Genomic DNA, 12431 nt, shown 5'->3' with positions numbered 1-12431 from the left:
CCGGTTTCCATCCGGCGCGCCAAGGAGGATCGGTCCTTGCCAGCAAAAAGGTTCGGCCTGTTAATTTTGCTCTGTTGCTGCCTCGCGTCCATCCCGGCGCTGGCCCAAAATCCCAGCCCGGAGCAGATCAAGGACTACCTCGCCAAGCATCCCGAGGCGGTCATGGAGGTGCTCTCCCACCACAAGGTGGAGCTTTACGACCTGGTCATGCAGGGGCGCGAGATTCGCCAGCGCCTGATCTGGCGCGCCAACATCGAGCGGGGCCTGGCCAACCCCTTGGTCCCCACGGTGGACCCCCGGCGGCCCATACTGGGCGACCCCCAGGCCAAGGTGCTGGTGGTGGAGTATACCGACTTCATGTGCCCCGCCTGCCGCCAGGCCGCCCAAAACCTGGAGAACTTGCTGGCCAAGGACCCCCACCGCTTCAAGCTGCTGGTAAAGCATTCGCCCGGTTCGGATCTGGCCAAACAACTGGCGCTGTACTACGAGGCCATCGGCCGCCAAGACCCGGCCAAGGCCTGGAGGTTTTACCAGGAGGTCTTCAAGGACCAGGAGATCATAGCCAAAAAGGGGATCGGCTCGGTGCAGCCCTTGCTGAAAAAGCTGGGCGTCGATCAGGCCCGCCTGAGCCGGGACCTGGCCGACAAAAGCCTGGAGCAACTCCTCAATAAGGACCGGGAAGAGGCCAAGGCCTTCAAGATGGACGGCACTCCGGGCTTCGTGGTGGCTGGGGTGGTCATACGCGGACCGGCCCCGGTGGCCGCCTTTGAGGATGTGTATGCCATCAGCCAGAAGCAAAAGCTGGAGCCTTTGGAGTAAATGCCTGTGAGGGGAGGGGCCATGTCAGCCATGCCCGAAAGCCTGTCGGTCAGCACCGGTTCCGGCCGCCTGGACATCAGCGCCAGCGCCTTTTGGGTGGGACCGGATTTGGTGGTGTTGATTACCGGGGGAGAGCTGCCCCACGTGGGGGCGGTGGCCATGGCCGCGCCGCGCCCCTCGCTTGCAGACCCCGCGAGAACCAGCGCCACCGCCTCGGTGTTCACCTATCCCAGCCACAAGGAGGACCGCCTGGCCCAGGCGATCGCCGAGTTGCTCTCGGCCCGGCTGGAGACCAGGGTGGTGGTCACCGCGGGTTGCCATTGGGACGGCCTGGAGCCCGAGGGCATCAAGCAGGTGAGCGCCAACGGCCGCCGCCTGGGCGAGCTGCTATTGGAGGCCCTGGTTCGTCAATAGGGCTGATGGACCTCCCGGCTTGCCGGGAACAGCCCTTGTAGAATTCCAATCTAAACTCGGTCAACCTTTTGGGCCAGGGCCGGTCGCAGCGCCGCCAGCAGCCGTTGCTGCTCCTCGGTGGTGGTCACCGCTACCCTGAGATGGTGCTCGCCGCAGCCCACGAAAGAGGCGGCCGGGCGCACCAGCACTCCCTGCTGGGCGGTGTGAGCGGCCACTTGGGCGGCGGTGGGTCCGTCGCCCGGCAGGCGGCACAGCAGGTAGTTGGCCACGCCGCGCATGGGACCCAGCCCCAGCTCGTCCAAGGCGGCCGTCTGCTCCCGGCGCCAGCGGTCCATGGACTCGCGGGTCTTTTGGACGTACTCATCCTGGCCCAGACAGAACACGCCCGCGGCCTGGGCCAGGGTGTTGACCGACCAGGGCTGGCCCAGGGGAGCGAAATCGCTCAGGGTGTCGGCGTCGGCCATGGCATAGCCCAGGCGAAGCCCGGCGATGCAAAAGAACTTGGTGAGCGAGCGCAACACCAAAAGCCGCTTGTGTCGCTTCATGGCCTCGCAGGCCCAGGAGCGGGCCTGTTCGTCCGCGAAGTCGATGAAGGCCTCGTCCACCACCACCCACACCCGCCGGCGGGCGGCGCGCTCGATGATGCTGTCGAGGATATCGCGGGGGATGAGGGTGCCCGCCGGAGTGGTGGGGTTGCTGAAGATCACCGCCGAGGGCTCCATGTCCCACAGGTTTTCCAGGTCATGGAAGGTGGGCACGAAGCCGTCCTGCTCGCGGGTGAGCAAATAGTGGAAGTGACGCCCGGCGATGGCCAGGGAACGGGCCATCTCCCCAAAAGCGGGAGCCAGCAGCACGATGTTTTTCAGGTCCAGGGCGCGGGCGATCATGCGGATCAGCGCGGTGGAGCCGTTGCCCGGCAGAAGACAAGTGGCGCTGGTGCCCAGCTTGCCGGCCAGGGTCTCGCGGAACTCATAGGATAGGCGGTCGGGGTAGTGGCATATCCCGCTCATGGCCCTGGCTATTGCTTGGTCCAGGCCGGGAGGCGGCCCCAGGGGGTTCAGGGAGGCCGACAGGTCCAGTATTTCGTCCACCGGCTTGTTCAGTCGCCGCGACCAGCCCCATATGTCGCCCCCGTGCACGGCGTCGCCGCCGAACACCGCCAAAGCCCGCTCCTGCGATTTATCCAGGTCGTTATCAATCACGCTGCCGTCCCTCGCTCGCCAAAGACCCGGCCCGCTCCTCGCCGAGCAGCCGCCGCGGCCAATAATCAAAACGCAATCAGCGAATTATTACATGCCCCCCTGACGATTGCTAACCTTACCTCGGCTACTTTTCCTCGTCACCATCGTCGCGAAAGTCCTCCTTGCGCAGACCGTGACGCTGCATCTTCAAGTACAAGGTCTTGGGGTTCAGCCCCGCCGCTTGGGCGGTGCGGCTGATCCTGCCTCGGCTTTGACCCAGTTGGGCGGCCAAATAATCCCGCTCGTGCATGGCCAGGAAATCCGCCAGGGGGATGTCCAGGTTGATCCGGGGGCCGTGCTCAGGCTCATTGAGCGGTGCGGGCGGCGACAATGGCGTCAGGGAATCGGTGGCCAGGTCCAGGCGGTCGATGACGTCGCCGGGGCAGAGGATCACCGCGCGCTCCACGGCGTGCTCCATCTCGCGAACGTTGCCGGGCCAGGCGTGGTGCATCATCTGGCCGGTGGCCGCGGGAGAAAAGCCCAGCACCGGCTTGTCGTACTTGGCGCTGAAAATCTCCCGGAAGTGCTCGGCCAAGGGCAGGATGTCCTCGCGACGCTCGCGCAGGGCGGGCACCCTGAGCTCTATGACGTGCAACCGGTAAAACAGATCCTCCCGGAACAGGCCTTGGCGCACCGCCTGGCCCAGGTCGCGGTTGCTGGCCGCGATGACCCGCACCTCGGCCTTGAGCTTTTCGGTGCCCCCCACCCGTTCGAAGGTGAATTCCTGCAAAAAGCGCAGCATCTTGGCCTGCATGTCCAAGGGCATCTCGCCCACCTCGTCCAGGAACAGGGTGCCTTTGGCCGCCGCCTCCACCCGGCCGATCTTGCGGGCCACCGCCCCGGTGAAGGAACCCCGCTCGTGCCCGAACAGCTCGCTCTCGATCAAGGTGGCCGGAATGGCCGCGCAGTTTATCTCCACAAAGGGACCTTCCCGGCGCGGCGAGCTGTCGTGGATGGCCCGGGACAAGAGGCCCTTGCCGGTGCCGGTCTCTCCGCTGAGCAGCACGGTCACGTCGGTGCCGGCCACGGTTTCGGCCAGGTGGCACACCTCCTTCATCAGCGTGTCCCGGGCTATGACGGAGGCCAGGCTGCGGGCCGGGCCCGAGCGGATGATCTCCAACTCCCTGCGCAATCGCTGACGTTCCATGGCACGGCTCAGGGTGTGGCGCAGCTCTCCCATGGTAAAGGGCTTGCGCAAGTAGTCGGCTGCCCCCAAACCGATGGCGTCCAGGGCGTAATCCACCTCGCTGAGGCCGGTCAGCAGGATAACGGGGGCATGGGGGAAGCGGTTGGCCATTTCACCCAGCAGCTCGGGCAATTCCGCGTCCGCCAAGTGGGCTTCCACCAGCAGCAGGTCCACGGCCTGTTGGCGCAAGTATTCCTGCGCCTGCTGAAAACTGGAAACCAGTCTCAACTCAAAACTGCTTCGCAAACCTTGATTGATGCCATCAAGGGTGGGCTGATCTTGGGCCAGCACCAGGGCCGAAAGCTTCTTGGCCGTGGCCGTTGGTTTGGCGTAGGACGAACGGGCGGTCATCTCCGAGCTCCCTCGATTATAGCCTGGGGCAAGGCTATCCCATTATGCCGCCACGGCCCGGAGTTGGCCAGGGCTTTGCCTCGGTTGCATTGCGGCCCATCCTGGGGTATCGAAATATACAGGGCCATGAATGGAGGTAACAATGCTCTGCGAAAAATGCAACACCAGCATGGAACCGGACGAGATGCGCGAACACGGGGGGCTCAAACTGTGCGAAGATTGCTACATCGACGCCATCAGCCCGGCCAAGACCTGCGATCCCTGGGCCACCTACACAGCCAGCCGCCTGGACACCCAGGAGTTGAACGCGGCCCAGGAGACCATCCTCAAGCTGATCGGTGAACAGGGACACGCCAGCCTGGCGGATTTGATAAAGGCCACGGGCCTGGAGGAGGCCGCCCTCATGCGCGAGATCGCCTCCCTCCGGCACATGGAGCTGGTGCGGGGGGCCATGATGCCCGATGGCGGCAAGGCCTTCAAGCATTTCAAGGATCAGGACTGAGTTACGGCAACGCCAGGCCCCTCATGGCGGTTACGGAGCCTCGTCAAAATATGCCGGGCAATCCGTAACCAAACCCTGGCTCATATTCGCTTGATCTTGTCGGCGATGTCGAACTCCATCTCGGCCAGGGGCCGCCGCCGCAAGCGGTGGGGCAGGGCCAACAGGGCCGCGCGGTTCACGTCATCCAAGGTGGCCTCGCCGCGCTCCTCCCAGGCGGCCAGGGTCAGCGCGCCCTTGAGCAGGGTGAGGTCGCCCCGGTGGCCGTCGGTGCCCAGGCCCAGGCTCACCGCCACCACCCGCTCCAACACCCCCGGTCCGGCCTGCACCGAGGGCAGTAGCTCCCTGGCCTGGGCGATGGAGAGGCCTATGGCCTCGCCTTCCGTGGCCCAGGCGGCGGCAAAGGCGGCCGGATCGGCCTCCCAGGCCAACTGGCGCACGATCACCTCCTGGCGCAGGGCGGGGTCGGCCAGGCCCTTGACCTGCACGCACAGGCCGAAGCGGTCGGTGAGCTGAGGCCTGAGTTCGCCTTCCTCGGGGTTCATGGTGCCCACCAGGGTGAAGGCCGCCGGATGGCTCAGGCTCACCGACTCGCGCTCCACCGTGTTCACCCCCATGGCCGCCGCGTCCAACAGCACATCCACCAGGTGGTCGTCCAAGAGGTTCACCTCGTCCACGTAGAGAATCTGGCGGTTGGCCGCGGCCAGGATGCCCGGCGAGAAGCGGGCCTCGCCCTCGCTCAACGCCGCTTCCAGGTCCAGGGTGCCCAAGAGGCGGTCCTCGGTGGCTCCCACCGGCAGCTCCACCACCCGGACCCGCCGCTGCTCCACGGGCAAACTCTCGCCGGCGGCCAGGCGCTCCCGGCAGGCGGGGCAGGGGTTGGCCGGGTCGCAGTTGTAGGGGCAGTCGCTCACCGTGGGCTGGGCGGGCAGCAGGCGGGCCAGGGCTCGCACCGCGGTGGACTTGGCCGTGCCCTTTTCGCCGCGAATCAACACGCCGCCCACCTTGGGGTTGACCACGTTGAGAATCAGGGCCAGCTTCATGTCGTTCTGGCCCACGATGGCCGCGAAGGGGTAGGCGGGATTGGCCGATTTATCCGAAGTCTGTTTGTCCAAGGCTGCTTTTCCTTGCTCGCTCAATTAATCAGCACGAAGCCGTAGCGGTTCTGTTGTTCGTCTCGGCTCTGCAACACCCGGATGGGCAGGCCCGCCGCCCGGGCGGTGCGGTACACGTCTATGCCCATGGCCTGGTCGCAGGGGCGCACCTTGTCGGGCTGGATGCACTCCTTGCCCCGGTCCACCGCGCAGGAGGGACAGAGTTTACAATACCTAACCCCAAAGGCGAAGTAGTGGCCGTCATGGAAAGCCGCCGCTTCCAAGGCCAACACCGCCTTGCTCAAAACATGGGCGTCGTGGCCATGCAAGAGCAGGATATCCGAATAGCGGTTTATCATCTCCACGCACTCGGCCTGGCTCAGGCCGCGCGCTCCGCACTTGATGGTGGGCTGGTGGAAGTCCTCGCAGCCCCAGCGGCATTTGAGCCGCGCTCGGGGATCGAAGAACACCTGCTCCGGCCCCAGGGGCACCACGTGGCTGAGGCCCATCTCCAGGCCCAATTGGCGGTATTTTTCCACACCCCTCCTCATTCCCAGTGCCGCCGCACCAGATCCAGCACCCCCTCGGCGGTGAGGCGGCGCAGGGATACGCAATGGGCCCCCAGGTATTCGGCCATGGCCCGGCACAGGTTTATCTCGTGGTGATGGCCGGTGTCGGTGTCCACCACCACGAAGCGGGCCCGGAAGCTGGTGTGCAGGCGGCGGGCCAGGTTCAAGACCTCCCGGTCGGCGTAGCCGCCGTCGCCCCAGCCGTCGCCCCAGCCGCCGCCCTTGTTGCCCGCCTTGCCCGGATCATAGCCCAGGCCCTGGCCGGCGGCCAAGGGCACGTTGGGCCGCCCGTCGGTCATGATGATGGCCAGGGGGGTGAGCTTGGGATCGGCGGCCAGTTCCCGTTCCAGCACGGCGGCCAGGCTGACCAGACCGGCGGCCAGGGGGGTCTTGCCGCCGGTGGGCAACTCGGCCAGCATGCGCCGGGCCACCTCCACGCTGGAGGTGGGGGGCAACAGCTCCCGCGCTCCTGTGCCGCCAAAGGCCACCAGGCCCACCCGGTCGCGCTTCTGGTAGGCCTCGGTGAGCACCCCCAGCACCGCGGCCTTGGTGGTCTTCATGCGCGCGGCCGCGTTCATGGAGCCCGAGGCGTCCACGCAAAACACCAGTAGGCGGCCCCGCCGGGCGGCGCGCACCTTTTCCCGGATGTCCGGCTCCCTGACCACCAGGGCCGGGCCGCCGGGAGTGCGGCGGCTTATTTGATGGGGCGCGGCGGCCCGGAAGGTGGCGTCCAGGGCCAAACCCCGCCCCAGGCGCTGGGCCGAGGCCCGGATGTAGCGTCCCCGGGATCCGGTCACCTCGCGGCTGTCGCGGCGGCCCGCCTGCACCCGACTGGTGGATTCCCGGGCGGGCAGGCGGGTGGCCACCGGGCGCACCTCGCCGGGGCTCAGGATGCGCAGGCTTCGCTCCTGGCCGGGCTGGTCGCCGCTCTGGGCCATCTCCCGCTCCACCGGCTCGGCGCGGGCGGCTTGGGCCTCCTCGGGCGGCAACTCTTCGCGTAGCACCCGGGGCAGGGGAGGGGGCGTCGGGGCGTTGGCACGCCTGGCCCGGTGCAAGAGGGCCAGGGGGGCCACCTCGTCCACCAGCTCGGGGGCCACCTCCGCCAGGCCGCGCCAGGCGGCCAGGGCCCGCGCCGCGCGGATGCAGGCCAGCTCGCCCCGCTGCCCCTGGCTGTGGGCTCGGGCGGCCAGCAGGGCGGCTTGGCGGCGGGCCGGCGGGCTCACCAGCACCTCGGGCAGCAGGGCGCGGGCCCGCACCAGGCGGCGGCGCAGCTCGTCCTCGGCCGGGGCCCAGCGGGCGGCAAAGGCCGCGGGGTCGTTTTCAAAGGCCAGGCGGCGGCGCAGCACCTCAACCCTGAGGGTCGGGTCCGGCTCTCCGCTCACCTGCACGCACAGGCCGAAGCGGTCGGCCAGTTGGGGGCTCAGGGGTCCTTCTTCGGGGTTGTAGGAAGCCACCAGGGCGAAGCGGGCCGGGTGGCTCAGGCTGAGGCCTTCGCGCTCCAGATGGGCCACCCCGGAAGCCGCCGCGTCCAGCACCAGGTGGGCCAGATGAGGGGGCAGGAGGTTGACCTCGTCGATGTAGAGCACCCCCCGGTGGGCCCGGGCCAACAGCCCCAGGCGGGCGCGCAACTCCCCCCGGCGCACCGCGGCGGCCAGGTCGATGCTGCCCGCCAGGCAGTCCTCGCCGGCTCCCAGGGGAAGCTCCACAAAGGGCGTTGGCACTAGGCGCTTGGGCAGGGGAGCGGGGCGGGCGGCGCAGGCCGGGCAAAGGGGCCCGGCCGGATCGCAGCCCTGGGGACAGGCGTCCACCACCGCGATGGGAGGCAGCAGCGCGGCCAGGGCCCGGGCGGCGGTGGACTTGGCCGTACCCTTTTCCCCCCGCAGCAGCACCCCGCCCAGGCCCAGATCCACCCCCAAGAGCAAGAGGGCCCTTTTCAGACGGTCTTGCCCCACTATGGCCGCGAAGGGATAGCCTGCGTGGTCGGCCGGAGCGCTGCTTTGGAAAGCCATGGCCAAGTTAACTCTCTCTTTTACCGTAATGCTTGGAGTATATGTTGGCCGGAAGAAGGTGTAAAGCAAGGCGGAAATAGACCTGAAATGCAGGCCTACCCATGGCCATATAATTTATTAAAGTAATAACTATTAATAAGTAAAATCGACTTGACCGCGAAGCCGCTAAAAGTCCATGATGATAACACAAATGCGGTGTGGTGAGCACTTGAGCACAATCTCCGATTCTCGCTCCGACCTCTGCCCCGGGTCTGTTGCTATCCTACCGAACGCGCCGCTTATAAGCCCAAAAACACCGTTCCTTCTGCGGCATAGGCCGTAAGGGCGTAAGTCCGTAGGCCCGAGGGATAGGTGTGAGTCTTAGGCAACCAACTGTTATCAAGGTTGTTTCCCCACAACGCTAACGGGGGGAGCGAGAAGGGAAAGAGCGATGGAGCTAAAGGCAGAAGTGTTGAGCACGATAGACGCCAAGGGAGTAAACCGGCGTGATTTTATAAAATACGCCACGGTGGTCACCTCGGTGTTGGGCCTGGCCCCCAACATGATTCCCAAGGTGGCCGAGGCCATGGTGACCAAACAGCGCCCCACGGTCATCTGGTTGCATTTCGCCGAGTGCACCGGGTGCAGCGAGTCCTTTATCCGCAGCACCCGCCCTTGGATCGACCAGATTCTCCTGGACATCATCAACGTGGCCTATCACGAGACCATCATGGCTCCCTCGGGCCACAACGCTGAAAAGTCCCTTAGCGATGCCATGGCCAAATACGATGGCAAATACATCCTGGTGTGCGAGGGCGGCGTCCCCACCAAAAACGACGGCATCTACGGCCGGGTGGGCGGCCGCACCATGCTGGAGATCGCCAAGGAGACCACCAAGCATGCCCTGGCCACCATCTGTGTGGGCAACTGCGCCTGCTTCGGCGGGGTGCAGGCCGCGGCCCCCAACCCCACCAAGGCCATGAGCGTGAGCGAGGCCACCGGCATCAAGACGGTGAACGTGTCCGGCTGTCCGCCCAACGTGATCAACATGGTCTCCACGGTGGTGCACTTCCTGCTGCTGGGCAAGCTGCCCGCCCTGGATGACAACGGCCGTCCTTTGTTCGCCTATGGCCAGACCATCCACGAGAACTGCCCCCGCCGCTCCCACTACGAGAACGGGGAGTTCGTGAAGACCTTCGGCGACGACGGAGCCATGAAGGGCTATTGCCTGTTCGAGATGGGATGCAAAGGCCCCAACACCTACAACAACTGTCCTCTGATCAAGTTTAACGACGGCACCAACTGGCCGGTGGGGGCGGGGCACCCCTGCATCGGTTGCTCCGAGCCGAACTTCTGGGACGAGCAGTCCCCCTTCTATGTGTCCATCTAAACCGGACCGACGGAAGGTTTAGCTGAACCAAACCAGTTCCCTGAAGGAGGACGATTCAGATGGCCAAATACACCATCGATCCCATAACCCGCATTGAAGGGCACCTGCGCATCGATGTGGAGATTGAAGACGGCAAGGTAACCAACGCCTGGTCTTCGGCCCAGCTTTTTCGCGGTTTGGAAATAATTCTGCAAGGACGCGATCCCCGTGACGCTCCCTTGCTCACCCAGCGCGCCTGCGGGGTGTGCACCGAGGTGCACGCCTTGGCCTCCATCCGCACCCTGGACGACGCGGTGCGAGTGAAAATTCCGCCCCTGGCCCGCATCTGCCGCAACCTGGTGCACGGCGCCCAGTTCCTGCACGACCACATGGTCCACTTCTACGTGCTCAGCGCATTGGACTGGGTGGACGTGGTCAGCGCCATGAAGGCCGATCCCAAGAAGACCGCCGCCCTGGCCGACCAGTTGGGCAACTACCCCAACAGCGGCGCCGCGGATTTCAGGGCGGTCAAAGAAAAACTTCAGACCTTGGTGGCCAGCGGCCAGCTGGGGCCCTTTGCCAACGGCTATTGGGGCCACCCCGACTACCGCCTGCCCCCGGAGGCCAACCTGCTGGCCGTTACCCACTACCTAATGCTTCTGCGCATCCAGTCCCGGGCGGCGCGCATGATGGCCATTTTCGGCGCCAAGAACCCCCACGTGCAGGCCTACTGCACCGGCGGAGTCACCTGCGTGCGCGACATCAGCAACGTGGACCGCCTGGCCGAGTTCCTTTACTACCTCAAGGAGATGCAGGAGTTTATCGACAACGTCTACATCCCCGACGTGTTGGCCGTGGCCAGCTTCTACAAGGACTGGGGCGCCCGCAACATCGGCGGTTGCACCAACTTCCTGGCCTACGGCGGCTTCCCGCAAAACTCGGGCCGCTATTTGGAAGAGAAGTTCTTCATGCCCGGCGGGGTCATCATGAACCGCGACCTGGGGGGCATCTCCGCCGTGGACCCGGAGGCCATCACCGAAGAGGTGACCCGGGCCTGGTACAAGAACGGTCCGCCCCTGCCGCCGGCCAAGGGGGTCACCGAGCCGCTGGACAACGCCCGTTTCGACTATGACGGCAAATACTCCTGGTTCAAGGCCCCCCGCTATCATGGCAAGCCCATGGAGGTGGGGCCCCTGGCCCAGGTGTTGACCGCCTACGCCAAGGGCCAGCCCGGCGTGAAGACCATGGTGGAGGCCACCCTCAAGCACCTCAACGTGCCGGCCACGGCCCTGTTCAGCACCCTGGGACGCACCGCCGCCCGGGCCATCGAGACCAAGGTCATCGCCGACGAAATGGCCGCCTGGATCAACGAGGCCATCGAGCTGATCCGCGACGGCAAAGTGGAGACCGTGGCCGAGTGGAAATGGCCCGGCGAGACCATGGGCTACGGGCTCATAGACGTGCCGCGCGGCGCCCTGGGCCACTGGATTCACCAGGACAAGGAAGACAAGATCGCCAACTACCAGCTGGTGGTGCCCTCCACCTGGAATCTGGGGCCCCGCGACGCCCAGGGCCAGGTGGGCCCGGTGGAGGAGGCCCTTATCGGCACCCCGGTGGCCGATCCCAAGGCTCCCCTGGAGATCATCCGCACGGTGCACTCCTTTGACCCCTGCATCGCCTGTGGGGTGCACGTGATAGATCCGGACACCAACGAGGTGCGCAAGTTCAAGGTATGCTAGGCGCCTGATCACGGGCGGCGGGGCGGCGGGATCATCGCTGCCCCGCCGCCTTTCTGCTATATTTGAGGCCAAGATGAACGAGCCCGAGGCACAAGAAATTCTGGTGCTGGGAGTGGGCAACGTGCTGCTCACCGACGAAGGGGTGGGCGTGCGGGTGGTCCATGAGTTGATGGCCCGCTACGACTTTCCGCCCAACGTCAAGGTGGTGGACGGCGGCGTGCTGGGCCTGGCCCTGTCCGGGACCATGATGGAGGCCCAGCGGGTGATCGTGGTGGACGCGGTGCGCGGCGGCGAAGAGCCCGGCACGGTCTACCGCTTCCCCTGGGAGGCCCGGCCCGAGCACATCCAATACAAGGACAGCCTGCACCAGATAGACCTGATGGAGACCATGGCCCTGCTGCCCCTCATGGGCACCCCGCCCGAGGTGGTGGTCATAGGGGTGGAGTTCGACGACATCGACCACTACGGTCTGGAACTGACCCCCAGGGTGGAAAAGGCGGTGGAGCCCCTGGTGGAGCAGGTGCTCCTGGAACTGGAGCGCCTGGGCTCTCCGGCCCGCCCCGCCGCCCAACCCCGCGAGGTGACCAATGTGTTTGGCCATACCAGCCAAGGTAATTGAGCTGGCCCAGGACATGGCCACCGTGGAGGTGGGCGGGGTGCACCGGCGCATCTCTACCCTGATGGTGCCGGAGTTGGAATTGGGCGACTACGTGATAACCCACGCGGGCTTTGCCCTGCACAAGGTCCAGGAAGACGACGCCCTGGCCTCCCTGGAACTGCTCCGGGAGCTTACCGAAAAAGTCCCCCAGGAGGGGACGGGAGAATAGACATGTCCGATACGGCCCGCAAGGAAAAGGTTTGCCAGGAACAGGATTGCCAGGAACAGTGGCAGGATATGCCCTTGGAGGCGCGCGAGCAGTGCGGCTGCTTCCTCTACTGCCCCTTTTGCGCCAATGAGATGATCACTCGCTGCAGCGCCTGCGGCGAGGCCCTGCACGACACCGGCTTCAATTACTGCCCTTATTGCGGGGCCCAGTTCGGGGCTTAGCGCGGTCGGCCGGAAAGCGCCATGCCGCGCCGGCGGCCTCTGGTCAGGCGGCTGCAGGCGAAGGTGATGCCGGATGTTGGTCCGATGCGAGGAGGCTGTTCGCGATAGCGGGCG

Annotated in this window: 13 protein-coding genes; 8 read left to right on the top strand and 5 right to left on the bottom strand. The window is 65.8% G+C overall.

Going from position 1 to position 12431, the window contains the following annotated elements:
- The first annotated feature begins 36 nt into the window (after positions 1 to 36).
- Together AACH32_RS13110 and AACH32_RS13105 are read left to right on the top strand one after the other, a co-directional pair.
- Positions 37 to 819 carry a DsbA family protein gene (locus tag AACH32_RS13110; protein ID WP_338600212.1) on the top strand — a complete coding sequence of 261 codons (783 nt, stop codon included), beginning with the start codon at positions 37 to 39 and terminating at the stop codon, positions 817 to 819.
- A 21-nt stretch (positions 820 to 840) separates the two neighbouring features.
- Positions 841 to 1233, top strand: coding sequence for a hypothetical protein (locus AACH32_RS13105; RefSeq protein WP_338600209.1), 393 nt, complete (start codon positions 841 to 843; stop codon positions 1231 to 1233).
- 50 nt (positions 1234 to 1283) lie between these two features.
- Here AACH32_RS13105 and AACH32_RS13100 read toward each other — a convergent pair whose 3' ends face one another.
- Positions 1284 to 2435, bottom strand: a complete 1152-nt coding sequence (locus tag AACH32_RS13100; RefSeq protein ID WP_338600206.1) for a pyridoxal phosphate-dependent aminotransferase — start codon at positions 2433 to 2435, stop codon at positions 1284 to 1286.
- Between the two features lie 124 nt (positions 2436 to 2559).
- A complete protein-coding gene (locus tag AACH32_RS13095) occupies positions 2560 to 4011 on the bottom strand; it encodes a sigma-54-dependent transcriptional regulator (protein ID WP_338600203.1) in 1452 nt (483 codons plus the stop codon).
- A gap of 142 nt (positions 4012 to 4153) precedes the next feature.
- Between AACH32_RS13095 and AACH32_RS13090 the strand changes: the two genes are divergently transcribed.
- Positions 4154 to 4513 (top strand): hypothetical protein, encoded by a 360-nt coding sequence (locus tag AACH32_RS13090; protein WP_338600200.1) that lies wholly within the window; start codon positions 4154 to 4156, stop codon positions 4511 to 4513.
- A gap of 80 nt (positions 4514 to 4593) precedes the next feature.
- Here the strand turns inward: AACH32_RS13090 and AACH32_RS13085 are convergent, their stop codons facing one another.
- The 3 genes from AACH32_RS13085 to AACH32_RS13075 form a co-directional block, all read right to left on the bottom strand.
- Entirely contained in the window at positions 4594 to 5553 is a 960-nt protein-coding gene (locus tag AACH32_RS13085) for an ATP-binding protein (RefSeq protein ID WP_350341580.1), read from the bottom strand.
- A 92-nt stretch (positions 5554 to 5645) separates the two neighbouring features.
- Positions 5646 to 6143, bottom strand: a complete 498-nt coding sequence (locus tag AACH32_RS13080; RefSeq protein ID WP_338600195.1) for a DUF2284 domain-containing protein — start codon at positions 6141 to 6143, stop codon at positions 5646 to 5648.
- 8 nt (positions 6144 to 6151) lie between these two features.
- Complete coding sequence (locus tag AACH32_RS13075; protein WP_338600192.1) at positions 6152 to 8182, bottom strand: VWA domain-containing protein; 2031 nt, start codon at positions 8180 to 8182, stop codon at positions 6152 to 6154.
- Positions 8183 to 8612: 430 nt separating this feature from the next.
- Here AACH32_RS13075 and AACH32_RS13070 point away from each other — a divergent pair, with 430 nt between their 5' ends.
- From AACH32_RS13070 to AACH32_RS13050, 5 genes are all read left to right on the top strand, one after another.
- Positions 8613 to 9551, top strand: coding sequence for a hydrogenase small subunit (locus AACH32_RS13070; protein WP_338600189.1), 939 nt, complete (start codon positions 8613 to 8615; stop codon positions 9549 to 9551).
- Between the two features lie 59 nt (positions 9552 to 9610).
- A complete protein-coding gene (locus AACH32_RS13065; RefSeq protein ID WP_338600186.1) occupies positions 9611 to 11269 on the top strand; it encodes a nickel-dependent hydrogenase large subunit in 1659 nt (552 codons plus the stop codon).
- Positions 11270 to 11342: 73 nt separating this feature from the next.
- Positions 11343 to 11888 carry a HyaD/HybD family hydrogenase maturation endopeptidase gene (locus AACH32_RS13060; RefSeq protein WP_338600184.1) on the top strand — a complete coding sequence of 182 codons (546 nt, stop codon included), beginning with the start codon at positions 11343 to 11345 and terminating at the stop codon, positions 11886 to 11888.
- Positions 11857 to 12096 (top strand): HypC/HybG/HupF family hydrogenase formation chaperone, encoded by a 240-nt coding sequence (locus AACH32_RS13055; protein ID WP_338600181.1) that lies wholly within the window; start codon positions 11857 to 11859, stop codon positions 12094 to 12096. The genes AACH32_RS13060 and AACH32_RS13055 overlap by 32 nt, the downstream gene beginning before the upstream one ends.
- 2 nt (positions 12097 to 12098) lie before the next feature.
- Positions 12099 to 12317 carry a hypothetical protein gene (locus AACH32_RS13050; RefSeq protein ID WP_338600178.1) on the top strand — a complete coding sequence of 73 codons (219 nt, stop codon included), beginning with the start codon at positions 12099 to 12101 and terminating at the stop codon, positions 12315 to 12317.
- Positions 12318 to 12431 lie beyond the last annotated feature (114 nt).

Source organism: Desulfoferula mesophila (assembly GCF_037076455.1).
Lineage (GTDB): Bacteria > Desulfobacterota > Desulfarculia > Desulfarculales > Desulfarculaceae > Desulfoferula > Desulfoferula mesophila.
The sequence above is the reverse complement of the archived record's forward strand: the minus strand, read 5'-3'. Positions and strand labels throughout refer to the sequence as shown.

Coding starts and splice junctions, on each gene's coding strand:
- AACH32_RS13105 (WP_338600209.1), top strand. CDS start 841: ATGTCAGCCATGCCCGAAAGCCTGTCGGTCAGCACCGGTTCCGGCCGC.
- AACH32_RS13095 (WP_338600203.1), bottom strand. CDS start 4,011: ATGACCGCCCGTTCGTCCTACGCCAAACCAACGGCCACGGCCAAGAAG.
- AACH32_RS13090 (WP_338600200.1), top strand. CDS start 4,154: ATGCTCTGCGAAAAATGCAACACCAGCATGGAACCGGACGAGATGCGC.
- AACH32_RS13085 (WP_350341580.1), bottom strand. CDS start 5,553: ATGAAGCTGGCCCTGATTCTCAACGTGGTCAACCCCAAGGTGGGCGGC.
- AACH32_RS13075 (WP_338600192.1), bottom strand. CDS start 8,182: ATGGCTTTCCAAAGCAGCGCTCCGGCCGACCACGCAGGCTATCCCTTC.
- AACH32_RS13070 (WP_338600189.1), top strand. CDS start 8,613: ATGGAGCTAAAGGCAGAAGTGTTGAGCACGATAGACGCCAAGGGAGTA.
- AACH32_RS13065 (WP_338600186.1), top strand. CDS start 9,611: ATGGCCAAATACACCATCGATCCCATAACCCGCATTGAAGGGCACCTG.
- AACH32_RS13060 (WP_338600184.1), top strand. CDS start 11,343: ATGAACGAGCCCGAGGCACAAGAAATTCTGGTGCTGGGAGTGGGCAAC.
- AACH32_RS13055 (WP_338600181.1), top strand. CDS start 11,857: ATGTGTTTGGCCATACCAGCCAAGGTAATTGAGCTGGCCCAGGACATG.
- AACH32_RS13050 (WP_338600178.1), top strand. CDS start 12,099: ATGTCCGATACGGCCCGCAAGGAAAAGGTTTGCCAGGAACAGGATTGC.